The sequence below is a fragment of the Pseudomonas sp. ACM7 genome (assembly GCF_004136015.1).
Taxonomy (GTDB): Bacteria; Pseudomonadota; Gammaproteobacteria; order Pseudomonadales; family Pseudomonadaceae; genus Aquipseudomonas; species Aquipseudomonas frigoris.
Window position 1 is genome coordinate 4,294,864 of record NZ_CP024866.1, and the last position, 16,812, is coordinate 4,311,675.

General features: G+C 59.3%; 17 protein-coding genes. 8 read left to right on the forward strand and 9 right to left on the reverse strand.

Translation table 11 applies throughout. The features are described from left to right. Nucleotides 1-73: 73 nt before the first annotated feature. From CUN63_RS20385 to CUN63_RS20405, 5 genes are all read right to left on the reverse strand, one after another. Nucleotides 74-1,114: an AbrB family transcriptional regulator gene (locus CUN63_RS20385; protein WP_129441921.1), complete on the reverse strand. Its 1,041-nt coding sequence runs from the start codon at nt 1,112-1,114 to the stop codon at nt 74-76. After that, the gene (locus CUN63_RS20390; RefSeq protein ID WP_129441923.1) at nt 1,107-2,621 is read right to left on the reverse strand and encodes a tripartite tricarboxylate transporter permease; all 1,515 of its coding nucleotides are present in this window, start codon (nt 2,619-2,621) and stop codon (nt 1,107-1,109) included. Before CUN63_RS20390 ends, CUN63_RS20385 begins: the two co-directional genes overlap by 8 nt. Before the next feature lies 1 nt (nt 2,622). After that, complete coding sequence (locus CUN63_RS20395) at nt 2,623-3,081, reverse strand: tripartite tricarboxylate transporter TctB family protein (RefSeq protein ID WP_129441925.1); 459 nt, start codon at nt 3,079-3,081, stop codon at nt 2,623-2,625. A 59-nt stretch (nt 3,082-3,140) separates the two neighbouring features. Continuing rightward, entirely contained in the window at nt 3,141-4,118 is a 978-nt protein-coding gene (locus tag CUN63_RS20400; RefSeq protein ID WP_129441926.1) for a tripartite tricarboxylate transporter substrate binding protein, read from the reverse strand. 84 nt (nt 4,119-4,202) lie between these two features. Next, on the reverse strand, nt 4,203-5,495 hold the full coding sequence (locus tag CUN63_RS20405) for an OprD family porin (RefSeq protein ID WP_129441928.1): 1,293 nt from the start codon (nt 5,493-5,495) through the stop codon (nt 4,203-4,205). Nucleotides 5,496-5,730: 235 nt separating this feature from the next. Here CUN63_RS20405 and CUN63_RS20410 point away from each other — a divergent pair, with 235 nt between their 5' ends. Both CUN63_RS20410 and CUN63_RS20415 read left to right on the forward strand, forming a co-directional pair. After that, nucleotides 5,731-6,402, forward strand: a complete 672-nt coding sequence (locus CUN63_RS20410; RefSeq protein WP_123366793.1) for a response regulator — start codon at nt 5,731-5,733, stop codon at nt 6,400-6,402. After that, on the forward strand, nt 6,395-7,780 hold the full coding sequence (locus tag CUN63_RS20415) for a sensor histidine kinase (protein ID WP_129441930.1): 1,386 nt from the start codon (nt 6,395-6,397) through the stop codon (nt 7,778-7,780). The genes CUN63_RS20410 and CUN63_RS20415 overlap by 8 nt, the downstream gene beginning before the upstream one ends. A gap of 126 nt (nt 7,781-7,906) precedes the next feature. On the opposite strand, the gene CUN63_RS20420 is transcribed toward CUN63_RS20415, so the two are convergent. Beyond that, the gene (locus CUN63_RS20420) at nt 7,907-8,728 is read right to left on the reverse strand and encodes an HDOD domain-containing protein (protein ID WP_129441932.1); all 822 of its coding nucleotides are present in this window, start codon (nt 8,726-8,728) and stop codon (nt 7,907-7,909) included. 34 nt (nt 8,729-8,762) lie between these two features. After that, nucleotides 8,763-9,704, reverse strand: coding sequence for a folate-binding protein YgfZ (locus tag CUN63_RS20425; RefSeq protein WP_129441934.1), 942 nt, complete (start codon nt 9,702-9,704; stop codon nt 8,763-8,765). Nucleotides 9,705-9,853: 149 nt separating this feature from the next. Between CUN63_RS20425 and CUN63_RS20430 the strand changes: the two genes are divergently transcribed. Together CUN63_RS20430 and CUN63_RS20435 are read left to right on the forward strand one after the other, a co-directional pair. Beyond that, the gene (locus CUN63_RS20430) at nt 9,854-10,108 is read left to right on the forward strand and encodes a succinate dehydrogenase assembly factor 2 (protein WP_033054070.1); all 255 of its coding nucleotides are present in this window, start codon (nt 9,854-9,856) and stop codon (nt 10,106-10,108) included. Beyond that, complete coding sequence (locus CUN63_RS20435; protein ID WP_129441936.1) at nt 10,092-10,544, forward strand: protein YgfX; 453 nt, start codon at nt 10,092-10,094, stop codon at nt 10,542-10,544. The genes CUN63_RS20430 and CUN63_RS20435 overlap by 17 nt, the downstream gene beginning before the upstream one ends. Here the strand turns inward: CUN63_RS20435 and nadB are convergent. Next, the gene (gene nadB, locus CUN63_RS20440; protein WP_033054068.1) at nt 10,513-12,129 is read right to left on the reverse strand and encodes an L-aspartate oxidase; all 1,617 of its coding nucleotides are present in this window, start codon (nt 12,127-12,129) and stop codon (nt 10,513-10,515) included. The two genes, CUN63_RS20435 and nadB, sit on opposite strands and share 32 nt — an antisense overlap. Before the next feature lie 558 nt (nt 12,130-12,687). On the opposite strand from nadB, the gene rpoE reads away from it, so the two are divergent. The 4 genes from rpoE (at nt 12,688) to CUN63_RS20465 (ending at nt 16,461) form a co-directional block, all read left to right on the forward strand. After that, the gene (rpoE, locus tag CUN63_RS20445; protein ID WP_007944079.1) at nt 12,688-13,269 is read left to right on the forward strand and encodes an RNA polymerase sigma factor RpoE; all 582 of its coding nucleotides are present in this window, start codon (nt 12,688-12,690) and stop codon (nt 13,267-13,269) included. Between the two features lie 30 nt (nt 13,270-13,299). Then, complete coding sequence (locus CUN63_RS20450; RefSeq protein ID WP_033054066.1) at nt 13,300-13,887, forward strand: sigma-E factor negative regulatory protein; 588 nt, start codon at nt 13,300-13,302, stop codon at nt 13,885-13,887. 8 nt (nt 13,888-13,895) lie between these two features. Further along, nucleotides 13,896-14,852, forward strand: coding sequence for a MucB/RseB C-terminal domain-containing protein (locus CUN63_RS20455; protein ID WP_129441938.1), 957 nt, complete (start codon nt 13,896-13,898; stop codon nt 14,850-14,852). A gap of 181 nt (nt 14,853-15,033) precedes the next feature. After that, on the forward strand, nt 15,034-16,461 hold the full coding sequence (locus CUN63_RS20465) for a DegQ family serine endoprotease (RefSeq protein WP_129441940.1): 1,428 nt from the start codon (nt 15,034-15,036) through the stop codon (nt 16,459-16,461). A 160-nt stretch (nt 16,462-16,621) separates the two neighbouring features. On the opposite strand, the gene CUN63_RS31925 is transcribed toward CUN63_RS20465, so the two are convergent. Continuing rightward, nucleotides 16,622-16,812, reverse strand: a 191-nt coding sequence (locus tag CUN63_RS31925; protein ID WP_218570133.1) for a hypothetical protein, incomplete at its 5' end; no start/stop codon positions are given.

The following is a 16,812-nucleotide window of genomic DNA, read 5'->3' on the forward strand; positions in this document are numbered from 1 at the left end:
AGCAAGCTCGCTCCCACAAGGATCACGCGAACCCTGTGGGAGCGAGCCTGCTCGCGAATGGGGTGACGGTCTTTCAGACGGAATCCGGCACCCGATTCCAATACTTGAACAACGGTTCCGCCAGAAACAACACAAACAACAGCCGCATCACCTGCATCGCCGTCACCAGCGGCACCGACAACTGTAATGTCTCTGCCGTCAGGCTCATCTCCGCAATCCCGCCGGGCATCATGCCGAGCGTCAACGAGCGCAAATCCAGGTGGGTCAGCGCACTCAACCCCAATGCTGCCAGTGTGGCGATCAACATGGTCAGCACCGTGCCGATCAAGGTCCGCCCCATAAAAGAAGGCGCACGCCGGAAAAACTGCCGATTGAAGTGACACCCCAACCCGCTGCCAATCAGCCATTGGCCGATCTGGCTGCCGCCGTTGGGCAAACTGATGTGCAGATCCCAGCCAATGCTCACCGCCGCACTCACCAGCAACGGCCCGAACAGCCACGGATTGGGTTGACGCAGACGTTCCCATAGCCACGCGGCCAATGCGCCGGCCGGGAATAGAAAGGCCAGCCACCACCAATTGACGGCGGACGGATGAAAAACCGGCGTGCCGCTGCCCAGCAAATACTTGAACGCCGCCGGCACACACAGCACCACCACCAACACCCGCAGACTTTGCCCCGCCGCAACACGACTGAGCACCGCGCCGTTACGCGCGCCGAGGTTGACCATCTCCCCGGAGCCGCCGGGCATGCTGGAAAAGAACGCGGTGGCGCGATCTTCACCGGTACGCCGCATCAACCAGACCCCGACCACGGCCGAGAGGCTGGTGACCAATGCACCGAAGAAGATCAGACCGAAGTGGCTCAGCACCTGCTCCATCACCACCGGGGTGAAGTGCAGACCGATACCGATGCCGACAATCCACTGGCCGCACTTGCGGCCGCCAGGGATTTCCGCCAATTGCCAGGGTGTCAGGCAACGCACCAGGATGATCGCTAGCAACGAGCCGATCATCCACGGCAGTGGCCAGCCGATCTGGCTGGCCAGGTAACCGCCCAGCAGACCGACCAGCGGAGTTCCCCACCAGGCTTTGAAGGGTGTTCGATCAGACATCGGCGATGGCGCGACGGGCGACCGAACGTTTGCGCCAGATTCGGATGATCGGCATCAGGAGCATGATCGCGGTCAGTACCCAGCAGCCGAAGGTGATCGGGCTCGACCAGAGGATTTCCAGCGCACCATTGGAAATCGACAGGGCGCGACGCAGGTTCTGCTCCATCAGGCCACCAAGGATGAAGCCCAACAGGACCGGCGACAAAGGGAAATCCAGCTTGCGCAGGATGTAACCGAAGATGCCGATACCGATCATCAGGAACAAGTCGAAGGTTGTGGCATGCACCGCGTAGACGCCGATCCCGGTGATGATCGCAATCACTGGTACCAGCGCCCAGTTCGGCACGGCAAGGATGCGGGTGAAGATGCGGATCATCGGAATGTTGAGGATCACCAGCATCACGTTGGCGACGAACAACGAAGCGATCAGGCCCCAGACAATGTCCGGTTGCTGTTGGAACAACAGCGGACCCGGGGTGATGTTGTACAGCGACAGCGCGCCGATCATCACCGCCGTGGTGCCCGAACCTGGAACACCGAGGGTCAGCATTGGCACCAGGGCGCCGCAGGCTGCGCCGCCGATGGCGGTTTCCGGGGCTGCGAGGCCGCGCATGTCGCCCTGGCCGAAGGTGCCTTTGGCGCCGGCGATGCGTTTCTCGGTCATGTAAGCCACGGCGCTGGCCAGCGTTGCGCCCGCACCCGGCAACACGCCCATGATGAAGCCCAGCACGCCGCAACGAATGTTCACCACGAACACTGCCGAGGCTTCCTTGAAGTTGAACATCATGCGGCCGGTGGCTTTCACCGCTTCCTGGCCGTGATGGGTTTTTTCCAGCAGCAGGAGGATTTCACTGATGGAGAACAGGCCCAGCACCAACACAACGAATTGAATGCCGTCGGTCAGGTGGATGTTGTCCCCGGTGAAACGGTACACGCCGCTGTTGGCATCGATCCCGACGCTCGACAGAAACAACCCGATCAACGCGGCAATAAAGGTTTTCAGCGGTCGGTCACCGGCCATGCCGCCCAGGCAGACAATCGCAAACACCATCAACACGAAATATTCGGCCGGGCCAAAGGCAATCGCCCATTTCGCCAGCAACGGGGCGAACAGCACCATGCCGCAGGTGGCGATGAACGCACCGATAAACGAACTCCACGCCGACAGCGACAAAGCTACACCGGCCAGACCCTTGCGGGCCATCGGGTAACCGTCGAGGGTGGTCATGACGGTGGAGGCTTCGCCCGGAATGTTCAGCAGGATCGAGCTGATCCGGCCGCCGTATTCACAACCCAGGTACACCGCCGCCAGCAGAATCAGCGCCGACTCCGGTGGCAGACCGAGGGCGAACGCGATCGGGATCAGCAGCGCCACGCCGTTGATCGGGCCCAGGCCCGGCAACAGGCCGACCACGGTGCCGATGAGGGTGCCGCAGAGCGCAGTCACCAGGTTGTACGGGGTCAGCGCAACGCCAAACCCTTGTCCCAAATAGCCAAGAGTATCCATATCAGTTCTCCAGAACGTCGAGCACGCCCAACGGCAGTGGCACGTCCATCACCTTGTCGAACAGCAAGTAAAGGCCGACAGCCATCAGGCTGATGATCACCACACTGGGCAACCAGCGGCCGCCGTACAGGCGCGCCATCGGGATACCGATCAGGATGCTCGCGACAATGAAGCCAAGGGGTTCGAAGGTGCCCGCGAACACCAGCAACAGCACCACGCAGATGCCGATTTTGGTCAGGGTTTCGCGGTCCATCGGCGGTTCGTCAGGGTTGTGCTTGATCGGTGCGGGACGAAACACCATGTACAACAGCGCCAGGCCCATCAGTCCGAGCATCAACAGCGGGAAGGCCCGAGGCCCCACCGGTTCGTAGGAAAAAGACGCTTGGTACGGCCACGCCATCAGCGCCAGGCCAATACAGGCCAGCAACAGCACCGAAGCAAAAATGCGTTGTAAGAGCATGGGAAACTCCTGTGCCGCAGCCCCGCGCAAACGGGGCCGCAGCCGCTAGACAGAGGCGATCACTGAATCAGGCCGAACTCTTTGGCCAGCACTTTGTAGTCCGCAACCTGCTTCTTCACGTAGGTGTCCAACTCCGGGCCGGTCATGGCGAACGGGAAGAGCTCACGTTGATCGCGAAGCTTGGCGAATTCCTCGGAAGCCAGCAGCTTGTCGAAAGCGTCTTTCCACCAGGCGTAGTCTTCGTCGCTGACCTTTGGCCCGAGGTAGAAGCCCCGAACCACTGGCCAGACGATGTCGTAGCCTTGTTCTTTGGCGGTCGGAATGTCTTTCATTTCCGGCTCGTCCAGACGCTTCTCGGAGAACACAGCCAGCAGGCGCATGTCACCGCTCTGGATGTGCGGCATGGAGTCGGAGATGTCGGTGCTGCCGACCTGGATGTGGCCGCCGAGCAGGGCGGTGGCGATTTCACCACCGCCTTCGAGGGCGACGTAACGCAGGTCGCGCGGGTTGATCCCGGCAGCCTTGGCGATCAGGGCGGTCTGCATCCAGTCCTGGCTGCCGACGGTGCCGCCGGAGCCGATCACCACTTTGCTCGGATCTTTCTTCAACGCCTGAACCAGATCGTCCAGAGTCTTGTAAGGCGAATCGCTTTTCACCGCGATGGCGCCGTAGCTTGTTCCAACCGCCGCCAGCCAGCGCACGGCGCTTTCATCGAAACGACCGAATTTGCCTTGGGCCAGGTTCAACAGCGAACCGCTGGACCACGCCACCAACGTGCCAGCGTCGGCTGGACGCTGAGCGACCACCGCGTTGTACGCCACCGCGCCGACACCGCCGGGCATGTAGGTCACGCGCATCGGTTTGGTCAGCAGTTTCTGATTCACCAGCGCGCTTTGCGCCAGCTTGCAGGTCAGGTCGAAACCGCCACCGGGCGAGGCCGGGGCGATGCATTCCGGACGTTTGGGTTCAGCGAGCAATTGGCCGGCGAACAGCAGGGCGCTGGCGGTGAGAGCAAACTTACGCAGTGACAAATTCATTGGATTCTCCACAGATTTTTTGTTGTATGGATATGTAGGAGCTGCCGAAGGCTGCGATCTTTTTGGCTTCGGCGGTTCAATCAATTACCAAAGGGCAACGCTATAGCTCACCAGCAGACGCACTTCATCGGCATCGCGAGCGGAGTAATTGGAACGGTAAGTGGCATTACGCAGGCGCACGGCAACATCCTTGAGCGCGCCGCTTTGTACGACGTATTTGATTTCGGTGTTGCGTTCCCACTCCTTGCCTTCATCGCCGCTCTTGAGCTTGATGTTGTCACCGCTCACGTAACGGCTCATGAAACTCAGGCCGGGAACTCCAAGCTTGGCGAAGTCGTAGTCGTAGCGTGCCTGCCAGGAATGTTCTTCGGCACCGGCAAAGTCGTTGATCTGCACGAAGTTGACCAGATACGGGTCACTGCCATCGACATAAGGGAACGCGCTGTCGCCGGACATGTGCTGGTAGCCGGCGCTGAATTTATGCCCGCTCAAGGCGTAGCTCACCAAGCCGTTGAGGGATTTGTTGTCGATTTTGCCGCCACGGGCCGCGCCCTGGTCATCACTGATGGCCAGGCGCAGATCGGTGCCGAAAGTGCCGGGGCCGAACGGTTGCGAAGCGACAACACCGAGGAAGTGCTGGTTGTAGACTTCATCAAGTTGCGCGAAGTGGTAGCTGCCGGTGATTTTGTCGGTGAACTTGTAGTCCAGGCCGCCAAAGTCAAAATGCTTGCCGGCGGCCGTGCCAGCAAAACGGCTGTTTTTGTTGTTGAGGGCAATGTCCTCGAAGTCGGTGCTGTCGCGGTCCTTGGCTTTCTCCAGACGCCCGCCGGTGAAGGTCAGGTTCTTGATCTCTTTGGAGGTCAGCAGGCCGCCTTCGAAGGTCTGCGGCAGGATGCGCCCGTCGTTGGACTTGAGGATCGGCAGTTCCGGAATCAGGCTGCCGATTTTCAGTTCGGTGGCGGAGATTTTTACTTTGCCGGTCAGGCCCAGCTTGGAGTACTCATCGGCGGCGCGACCGTCGTCGTGGGTCGGTAACAGGCCGGTGCCAGTGCGGTCGGGACTCGAATCGAGTTTGACCCCCAACATGCCCAGCGCATCGACACCGAACCCCACGGTACCGTCGGTGTAGCCCGATTGCAGATTGAGCATGAAGCCCTGGGCCCATTCGTCACGCTTGGATTGCTGGGCGCTGGTGCCGTCGCGAAAGTCGCGGTTGAAATACATGTTGCGGGTTTCGAGTGTTGCCGTACTGTCTTCGAAGAAGGCAGCCTGACTCAACGGCGAAAAGCCGGCGAGGGCGGCGGCACTGGCAAGGGCGGTGTGGCTGAGGCGGGGAAAACGAACAGGCGGACGAGCCTGTGGCTGCATGGACAGCATCTTGAAGTACTCCGTTTATTGTTCTTATTGGCGAAAACGCTTCGAGGCGTTTTTCGTATCGCTATGTGCGGTAGCGCACGGCAGTCGAAACTGTCCGTGGCTGGACTCTAACCGTCCAACCTTTCCCTAACCTTTCAGAAGACTTTCACGGTTTTCGGGCTTCACAGCGGCGGTTGCGGCTGTAAACTCCGCGCCAAACAATGGCATCGACCATCCCTGAATGAGGTAAAGATCCATGCGTGTTCTGCTCGTCGAAGACCATCTGCAGCTCGCTGAAAGTGTCGCCCAGGCGCTCAAGAGCACCGGGCTGACCGTGGATGTGCTGCACGACGGTGTGGCGGCGGACCTGGCGTTGAGTAGCGAGGAATACGCCATGGCGATCCTCGACGTCGGGCTGCCACGCATGGATGGCTTCGAAGTGCTGGCGCGCCTGCGGGCGCGGGGCAAGAACCTGCCGGTGTTGATGTTGACCGCCCGCAGCGACGTCAAGGATCGGGTCCACGGCCTGAACCTTGGCGCTGACGATTACCTGGCCAAACCTTTCGAACTGACCGAACTCGAAGCCCGGGTCAAAGCCCTGCTGCGCCGCAGTGTGCTCGGCGGTGAACGCCAGCAGCGCTGCGGTGTGCTGGCCTATGACCTGGACACTCGGCGCTTCACCCTCGGTGAAGAATTGCTGACCCTGACCTCTCGCGAGCAGGCAGTGCTCGAAGCCCTGATCGCCCGTCCCGGTCGGGTGATGAGCAAGGAACAACTGGCCTCGCAAGTCTTCGGTCTGGACGAAGAGGCCAGCCCCGACGCCATCGAGATCTATGTCCATCGCCTGCGCAAAAAGCTAGACGGCCAACCGGTCGTCATCGTGACCTTCCGCGGTCTCGGCTACTTGCTGGAAAGCCGCGATGCATAAGCCCAGCAGCCTGCGCTGGCGGTTGCTGTGGAATCTGGCGTTGTTGCTGGTGGTGTTGATGCTGGCCAGTGGTTTGAGCGCTTACTGGAACGGTCGCGAAGCGGCCGACACCGCCTATGACCGGACCTTGCTGGCCTCGGCGCGGACCATCGCTGCCGGTGTCTCCCAGCGCGACGGCTCGCTGAGCGCTGACGTACCGTACGTGGCCCTCGACACCTTCGCCTACGACAGCGCAGGACGGATTTTTTACCTGGTCAACGACATCAATCAGAAACTGATCTCGGGCTACGAAAACCTGCCACCGCCGCCGCCGGGAACGCCGCGCACCGATGACTATCCGGCACTGGCGCGTTTCTATAACGCCAAGTACCAAGGGGAGAACGTGCGCGTGGTGAGCCTGCTCAAACCCGTGAGCGACCCGAACATGAACGGCATGGCGGAAATCCGCGTGGCGGAAACCGATGAAGCGCGGGTCAGCATGGCCCGCAGCCTGGCAGCGGACACGTTACTGCGTCTGGGCATGCTGGCGGTGGGTGCGTTGTTGCTGGTGTGGTTTGCGGTCAGCGCCGCGTTGCGTCCGCTGGAACGCTTGCGCACTGCGGTGGAAGAGCGTCAATCGGACGATCTGCGGCCATTGCCGTTGGTGGAAGTGCAGCACGAATTGTGGCCGCTGGTGCGCGCGCTCAATCACTTTACCGAGCGCCTGCGCGGGCAGTTCGAGCGTCAGGCGCAGTTCATCGCCGATGCCGCCCATGAGCTGCGTACTCCCCTGGCGGCGCTCAAGGCACGACTGGAACTGGGTTTGCGCTCGACTGAACCCGAAACCTGGCGCAGTACGTTGGAAACCGTCGCCCAAGGCACGGATCGTTTGACCCACCTTGCCAATCAATTGCTCTCGCTGGCACGGGTCGAAAATGGTGCCCGGGCCATCGCCGAGGGCGGCGCGCAGTTGCTTGACCTCAGTCAGCTGGCTCGCGAACTCGGCATGGCCATGGCACCGCTCGCCCACGCACGCGGTGTGGCGCTGGCGCTGGAAGCGGACGAACCGGTGTGGTTGCGCGGCGAGCCAACGCTGTTGAACGAACTGTTGAGCAATCTGGTGGATAACGCGCTGGCCCATACACCGTCGGGTGGCAACGTGATTCTTCGGGTCACGGCACCGGCCGTGTTGGAGGTCGAGGACGACGGCCCCGGCATTCCTCTTGAAGAGCGCGATCGGGTGTTCGAGCGCTTTTACCGGCGTAACCAGCAGGTGGCCGGTTCGGGGTTGGGGCTGGCGATTGTCGGTGAGATCTGCCGCGCACACCTGGCTCAAATCAGCCTGCACGATGGCGAACAGGCGGGGTTGAAGGTGCGGGTGAGTTTTATTGCGGGGTAGTTTTTTGGTGTCTGGGCTGACCCCTTCGCGAGCAAGCCCGCTCCCACATTTGATCGCATTTTTCCATGAAGAACTCGGTCAAGTGTGGGAGCGGGCTTGCTCGCGAAGGGCGCGCTACGGTCTCGACTAATAAAACATCGACCGCGATTCTTCCAGATCCCGACACATCGCCTCGTTCTCCGGATCAATCCCCAGCTTTTTGAACGCCGGCACGCTGAATGCGTCGATGCGGGCGAGGGGATGGTCGGTGTCCTTGTGGCAATACAGGCTGGCCACTTGCACCAGATCGACATAGTCGACCCGCTCGGACTGTCGATTGAAGTCCAGATAAAGCCCCGGCACCTGTACCAGCATTTCCGGAAACTCCCAGACCCTAAGCAGTTTGTCGCCGAGCAGTGGATGAATGTGATCGATCACATGATTGAGGCTGACCGGGTCAGACAGCAGTTCATAGTGATCTTCGGCGTAGGTCAGGATCGGCAACACACCGATCTGATGCACCAGTCCGCCAAGGGCTGCCTGATCGGGCTTGAGTTGCGTGTACCTGCGGCACAATGCATAGCTGATCCCGGCGATTTCCAGGCTTTTGCGCCAGACTTCGCGCATTTTCTGTTCCACCACCTCGGAGCGGGCATTAAAAATCTGCTCCATGACCAGACCGATGGCCAGGTTGCTGCTGTAATTGACGCCCAGTCGAGTGATTGCCGTGTGCAGGTCAGTGACTTCCTGGGTCGCACGCAACAGCGGACTATTGACCACTTTGATCAGACGCGCCGACAACGCGGTATCGCGGCCGATCACTTTGCTCAGGGTGCTGACGCTGATTTCCGGGTCTTCAGCGGCCTTGCGAATCTGCAGGGCCACTTCCGGTAACGTTGGCAGAACCAGGTCGTCGTTATCGATGGCCTCAACCAAATCCTGTTGGACCTTTTCCGCCAGCTCGCTCATTTCGTTTCTCTAGGTGTTGCGACAAGTGCTGCTGTTAGCGCTGGATTTCGCGATCGCGATCCAGTGGGTACGGCAGGTCGAGCAGGTGCAGGGCTGGCCCTTCGAGCGCGCCCAGATGGATATCACCCCCTTCTGCTGCTTCGGCTTGCAGCACGGCCAGGAGTTCAATGTTTTGCTCGGCGTTGGCGGCCAGCACCACTTCGCCGATAGAGCTGCCGTGGGTAGGGGAAAATAATTGTGTACCAGGTTCAGGCAACTCGTTGGCATCCAGTGTCAGGCGATACAAGCGGCGCTTGAGTTTGCCCAGGTACTGCATGCGCGCGACGATTTCCTGGCCGGTGTAGCAACCTTTCTTGAAGCTCACGCCACCCACGGCTTGCAGATTGAGCATCTGCGGGATGAACAACTCGCGAGTGCTCGACATGACCTGACCGATCCCTGCGCGGATCTGGCCCAACAGCCATTGATTCAGATCGCCTTCGGCCAATACGGCGGACAGCTTGCCCTTGATAAGGTCGGCCTGGTCGGCGGCGACCCAGAGTTCGGCGCGGTCCGGCGAGACGCGAATGGCGATCAAGCCGTCATTGCGCGCGACGCTGTCGGTGTCGGCCGGAAGATCAAGGCCGAGGCTGACCAGTGCCGCATCGCCATGGTCGATGCCGAAGCGGACCCAGGCAGCGCTTTCGTCGGTCAGTTTTGACTTGGAAAACACTGCGTACTTTTTCAGGTCAGCCAGTTGCGGTTCCAGCAGTTCGGTGGCCATGGCCATCAGAACGCCGTCGCCTTCCAGCAGGATGCGGAAACTCGACTGCATCCGGCCCTTCTGCGTGCAGCGGGCGCCGAGGCTGGCCTGGGTGTCACTCAGGTAATTGAGGTTGCAGGTCAATTGGCCTTGCAGGAATTTACTGGCATCCGCGCCGCGTACTGCGAGAACGCCTTCGTGAGACAGGGTGCAGAAAAAAGCAGAATCGGCCATGGGTCATCGCAGGGTAAAGAGTCTGGGGGACATCATAAGGGGGCGCTCTTGAAATGGGTAGTTCACAAAGGATCGTTGGTGGCCGACCAAAGCCGAGTGTTCGACTGTGCCTGGGGCTGTATACTTGCCGCCTATTTGAGGAGCGCTCCATGGTCGAAGATGTTGAACTGAATCGCCTCTACTGGCACAGCCGCCGCGGCATGCTTGAGCTTGACGTGTTGCTGGTGCCGTTCGTGAAAGAGGTCTATCCGCACCTCAATGATGTCGACCGCGATTGCTACCGCAGGCTGCTCGAATGCGAAGATCAGGACATGTTCGGCTGGTTCATGGAACGCGCCGAATCGGAAGATCCGGAGCTTCAACGCATGGTTCGCATGATTCTGGATCGTGTCCAGCCCAAGTAATGCGTTCGAATGCCGCTGGCATGCCTCACGGCAATTGCTGGCGGCGTATCTCTTGGCCCAGCTGTTCGCGCTGGGTTCGCTGTTCCTTCTCTCAATACCGGTCTGGGCCAGTCTGCTCGGCGCTTTTTGCTGTCTGGCTCATGGCGTTTGGGCGTTGCCGCGTCAGATTCTGCTGACACACCCTCAGGCATTTCGCGGCTTGCGTCGCAATGCCGATGGCTGGCAGTTGTGGAATCAGGAGGAAGGTTGGCAATCGGTGCAGCTACGACCGGACAGCCTGGCGCTACCTTTGCTCGTTGTGCTGCGTTTTCGTCTGCGGGGTGAGCGGCGGGTCAGGGCGATTTGTGTGCCCCGTGACTCGCAGGCGGCGGATCTGCACCGGCGCCTGCGGGTTCGGCTCACGTTCAGTCGACGTAGGTGGGCGGCACCAGAATAGTGTCCAGGGCAACCGGCAGCATGTTTGGATAGTCGAGGGTGTAATGCAGGCCGCGACTTTCCTTGCGTTCCATGGCGGACTGGATCATCAGCTCGGCCACTTGGGCCAGGTTACGCAATTCGATCAAATCGCGACTGACCTTGTAGTTGCTGTAGAACTCGTCGATTTCGTCCAGCAACAACCGCACGCGGTGCTGTGCCCGTTGCAAGCGCTTATTGGTGCGCACGATGCCGACATAGTCCCACATGAATCGCCGCAGTTCGTCCCAGTTGTGCGCAATGATAACGTCCTCATCGGAGTCGGTGACCTGGCTCGCATCCCAGACGGGCAGGGCGATCGGAACCGAAACCTGCGGCAGCTGCTCAAGAATGTCCGCCGCCGCCGAACGCGCGTAAACGAAACACTCGAGTAACGAGTTGCTGGCCATGCGGTTGGCGCCGTGCAGGCCGGTGAAGCTGGTTTCGCCAATGGCATATAGCCCCGGCACGTCGGTGCGACCCTGCTGATCGACCATCACGCCGCCGCAGGTGTAGTGCGCCGCCGGAACCACCGGAATCGGTTGCTTGGTGATGTCGATGGAGAATTCGAGGCAGCGTTCGTACACCGTCGGGAAGTGAGTCTTGATGAACGCTTCCGGCTTGTGGCTGATGTCCAGATAGACACAATCGACGCCCAGGCGCTTCATTTCATGGTCGATGGCCCGGGCGACGATGTCGCGTGGGGCCAGCTCGGCGCGAGGGTCGAAGCGTTGCATGAAGCGTTCGCCGTTGGGCAGTTTCAGGTGTGCGCCTTCGCCGCGCAGGGCTTCGGTGATCAGGAAACTCTTGGCTTGCGGGTGATACAGGCAAGTGGGGTGGAACTGGTTGAATTCCAGGTTCGCCACCCGGCAGCCCGAACGCCAGGCCATGGCAATGCCATCACCGCAGGCGCCGTCGGGGTTGCTGGTATAGAGATAGACCTTTGCTGCGCCGCCCGATGCGAGGATCACAAAGCGTGCACCGTAGGTGTCGACTTCACCGGTCCCGCGATTGAGGACGTAGGCGCCGAGGCAGCGATCACCTTCAAGGCCCAGGCGCTTTTCGGTGATCAGGTCGACCGCGACCCGCTGCTCCAGCAGTTCGATGTTCGGTCGTTGCCTGGCCTTGTCGAGCAAGGTTCTGAAAATCGCTGCGCCCGTGGCATCGGCGGCATGGATGATGCGCCGATGGCTGTGACCGCCTTCGCGGGTCAGGTGGAACTCGAATCCGCCATCTTCGGTGCCGGATTGTTCATCGCGGGTGAAAGGCACGCCTTGGTCGATCAGCCATTGAATCGCCTCTTTACTGTGCTCGACGGTAAAGCGCACGGCGTCTTCGTGGCACAGGCCGCCGCCAGCATTGAGGGTGTCATCGACATGTGATTCAACGGTGTCGGTGTCATCCAGGACGGCAGCGACGCCACCCTGGGCCCAGAAAGTCGAGCCATTGGCGAGGTCGCCTTTGCTCAGGACGGCGATGCGCAAATGACCGGGCAAGGTCAGCGCAAGGCTCAAGCCGGCAGCACCGCTGCCAATTACCAGAACATCGTGTTGAAACTGTTGGCTCATTTCAGGATTCCGCTCAAAGCGACCCGGGTCGGGGTTGGCGCAAGACACCTGGATCGGCGAGTCAAGACAGCCACACAGCCCACTAGTATATAGAGGGGGGGAGCGGCACAATAGCGAGCACACATGGCATTGTGAAACTACTGTGACGGAAAATACCTGACGCTTCGTCGGATGGTTTTTCGGTCGGTTTGGCGACAAGACGACTGTATCAGCGATTTAACAGTCTTTTTCTATTCACGGTTGCACAATGTCGGTTCTGCGCAGCTATAAATATTTGGAACTTTTGCCAAAGGCCCAAGATCAATAGACCGTTACCTGATTCAAGGGACAGTTTCGGCTTCAACGCGGGATCTGTGATTTGATCCTTGCCGGCGAATCCGATGACTAGATTATTCGCGCAGCCGGGTTGACCCGCGCTGCGCTTTTCGTGCGTGCCAAATCAGAGCCCGCAGGAAACTTGCTTGGAGGGGGAGAACTTTTGCGAAAAGCCCGAGTCTATGTTTGCAAGTCTGGTTGTTTAGTTATGCAAGCCTCCTCCGAGCTTATCGAGGAGTGTTCATGCTAACCCAGGAAGAGGATCAGCAGCTGGTCGAACGCGTTCAGCGCGGCGACAAGCGAGCTTTCGATCTGCTAGTGCTGAAATACCAGCACAAAATTCTCGGGTTGATCGTGCGTTTCGTGCACGACACCCATGAAGCCCAGGATGTGGCGCAGGAAGCCTTTATCAAGGCGTACCGTGCACTTGGAAATTTTCGCGGGGACAGCGCGTTTTATACGTGGCTTTACCGCATCGCCATCAACACGGCGAAAAACTATCTGGTTTCACGCGGCCGTCGGCCGCCGGATAGCGATGTCAGTTCCGAGGATGCAGAGTTCTACGATGGCGATCATGGCCTCAAGGATCTCGAGTCGCCAGAACGTGCATTGCTGCGGGATGAGATCGAAGGCACCGTCCATCGAACCATTCAGCAACTGCCAGAAGATTTGCGTACGGCTTTAACTTTACGTGAATTCGATGGTCTGAGTTACGAGGACATTGCGGCCGTCATGCAATGTCCGGTGGGTACCGTGCGCTCCCGGATTTTCCGCGCTCGGGAAGCCATCGATAAAGCCCTGCAGCCGTTGTTGCAGGAAAACTGAGACAGCGGCGACAGCCAAGAGAGGAACGCCATGAGTCGTGAAGCCCTGCAGGAATCGCTGTCCGCGGTGATGGATAACGAAGCGGACGAATTGGAATTGCGTCGGGTATTGAATGCCTTTGACGATGTTGAAACCCGTGATACCTGGGCTCGTTATCAAATCGCTCGGGCAGTTATGCACAAGGATTTGCTGCTTCCACGTCTGGATATCGCTGCGGCAGTCTCTGCTGCGCTGGCTGACGAAGCTGTACCTGCAAAAGCCTCCCGTGGTCCATGGCGCAGCCTGGGTCGTCTGGCGGTCGCTGCTTCGGTAACCCTCGCCGTACTGGCAGGTGTTCGTCTGTATAATCAGGACGAGATCGCCGGGGTCGAACTGGCTCAACAATCCAGTCAACCAGGTCTGGCCGTTCCTCAGGTCAAGGGTCCAGCTGTATTAGCAGGCTACAATGAGAGTTCGGAAGCCACTGGCCCTATGGCCAACGGCGTATTGCAAGGTCAGCCAGGCTGGCACGATCAGCGTCTGCCAGGCTACTTGCGCCAACATGCTCAACAGGCTGCACTGAAAGGTACTGAGAGCGCTCTGCCTTACGCCCGTGCAGCAAGTCTGGAAAACCGTTAAGGAGGATCATGCGCGCCATCCCTCTACTTACGCTTCTGCTCGGTGGCTGGTTTGTTGTTCCAGCCCATGCTGATGAAGCCCAGGACTGGTTGACCCGTCTGGGCCAAGCCGAGCAACAGCAAAGCTTTCACGGTACATTCGTCTACGAGCGTAACGGTAGTTTTTCTACCCACAACATCTGGCACCGCGTCCAGGATGGCAAGGTCCGCGAGCGGTTACTCCAGCTCGATGGCTCGGCACAGGAAGTCGTGCGCATTGATGGGCGTACTCAATGCGTCAGTGGCATTCTGATAGCAGGGCTTGGAGATTCCCCCAGCTCCGCTGCTCGTACACTCGATCCACAAAAACTAAAGAATTGGTATGACCTTGCCGTCATTGGCAAGTCGCGTGTGGCCGGGCGTGCGGCGGTGATCGTTTCACTGACGCCTCGCGATCAACACCGCTACGGTTTTGAATTGCATCTGGATAAAGAAACCGGCCTGCCTCTCAAATCATTGCTTCTGAATGAACGAGGGCAGTTGCTGGAGCGATTCCAGTTCACGCAACTGGATACCGCCGATGTTCCGTCCGACAGCGACTTGAAGCCTGGCGCCGATTGCAAAACTATTGCCCTCGACAGTGACAAGGCTTCTGCAATCAAGACAGCGCAAGTCTGGCGTTCGGACTGGTTACCACCAGGTTTCGAGCTGACCAGCAGTACCTCCCGCAAGGATCCAGAGACCAAAACCCAAGTCAACAGCCTGATGTATGACGATGGTCTGGCCCGTTTCTCGGTTTTCCTTGAGCCGTTGAATGGCGCAACAATTACTGACACTCGCACCCAGTTGGGGCCGACCGTTGCAGTTTCCCGACGCTTGACTACCCCGCAAGGCGAGATGATGGTGACCGTGGTCGGTGAGATTCCGATTGGCACCGCCGAACGGATTGCGCTATCCATGCGCAGCGACGCCACTGCAACCAAGTAGTGAGCTGAAATCGAAATGTTTGGTGAGCATTTCAACTTGCAAATATCCCCGATTTTTTCTATAGGTCAGAGCCTCTCGGCTCTGGCCTTGTTTGTTGTTCCCGGAACAAAAATACCGGCGTATCGTTCCCGGTGTTCCTTGCTCCATATCGCTTAACCATGCTCGTCGTAACGGGAGCCGTATGTCGATACCACGCTTGAAACCTTATCTTTCTATTTTTGCCACCGTGCTGGTGCTTGGTCAGGCGGTCGCTGTTCAGGCGGCCGAGTTGCCTGACTTTACTCAGTTGGTCGAGCAGGCCTCGCCTGCGGTGGTAAACATCAGTACCACGCAGAAACTGCCGGACCGCAAAGTGTCGAGCGAGCAGATGCCTGACCTTGAAGGCTTGCCGCCAATGCTGCGCGAGTTCTTCGAACGCGGCATGCCACAGCCGCGTACGCCACGCGGTGATCGTCAGCGCGAAGCCCAGTCCCTGGGTTCGGGCTTCATTATCTCGCCTGATGGCTACATCCTGACCAATAACCATGTGATTGCCGATGCCGACGAAATTCTCGTTCGTCTCGCCGACCGCAGCGAATTGAAGGCCAAGCTGATCGGCACCGATCCACGTTCCGACGTGGCGCTGTTGAAAATCGAAGGCAAGGATCTGCCGGTCCTGAAACTCGGCAAATCCCAGGATCTGAAAGCGGGCCAGTGGGTCGTGGCGATTGGCTCGCCATTCGGTTTCGACCATACCGTGACCCAAGGTATCGTCAGCGCCATTGGTCGCAGCCTGCCGAACGAAAACTATGTGCCGTTCATCCAGACCGACGTGCCGATCAACCCGGGTAACTCGGGTGGTCCGCTGTTCAACCTGGCCGGTGAAGTGGTTGGCATCAACTCGCAGATCTACACCCGTTCCGGCGGCTTCATGGGCGTGTCGTTCGCGATCCCTATCGATGTCGCCATGGACGTTTCCAATCAGCTCAAAAGCGGCGGCAAAGTCAGCCGTGGCTGGTTGGGTGTGGTGATTCAGGAAGTGAACAAGGACCTGGCCGAGTCGTTCGGTCTGGAGAAGCCAGCCGGCGCGCTGGTGGCTCAGATCCAGGATGACGGCCCGGCTGCCAAGGGTGGCCTGCAAGTAGGGGACGTAATCCTGAGCATGAACGGCCAGCCGATCGTCATGTCCGCCGATCTGCCACACCTGGTGGGCGCGCTGAAGGCCGGCTCGAAAGCTGATCTGGAAGTGATTCGTGAAGGTAAGCGCAAGAATGTCGAGTTGACAGTCGGCGCTATCCCGGAAGAAGGCAAAGAGCTGGATGCGCTGCCGAAATCCAGCACCGAGCGCAGCAGCAACCGCCTGGGTGTTTCCGTGGTCGAGCTGACTGATGAACAGAAGAAAACCTACGACCTCAAAGGCGGCGTCGTCATCAAGGAAGTCCAGGACGGTCCTGCTTCTCTGATTGGCCTGCAGCCAGGCGATGTGATCACTCACCTGAATAATCAGGCAATTGGTTCCACCAAGGAGTTCACGGATATCGCCAAAGCGCTGCCGAAGAACCGCTCGGTGTCGATGCGGGTTCTGCGTCAAGGACGCGCCAGCTTCATTACCTTCAAACTGGCTGAATAATCCGGTTGTCGGTTGAATAAAAAACCGCCTCGAAAGAGGCGGTTTTTTTATGTGTGCGCCAGGCATGGCGCGTTGCGCGCAAGCGCAACCAGCTTGGCTGTGGTGGCCTCGCTGGTGACTTGGAGGTGAAAGTCCTCTACACACCCGGCAAGGGGAAGTGTTAGCCAGAGGCAAGGGTGTCGCGGGTGACCGCGAATCTGAAGGAAGCCCGAGGCAAAATGCTGGCTTGACGAACAGCAAGCGGATAGAGGCGGCGCAGCGGGGTAAAGGGGCGTGTTTCCCTAAAGCCCAATACTTGCACGGGACGCTGCGACGTAGATCCGACAGGCATAAGCAGGAAGGTCGCGCGAA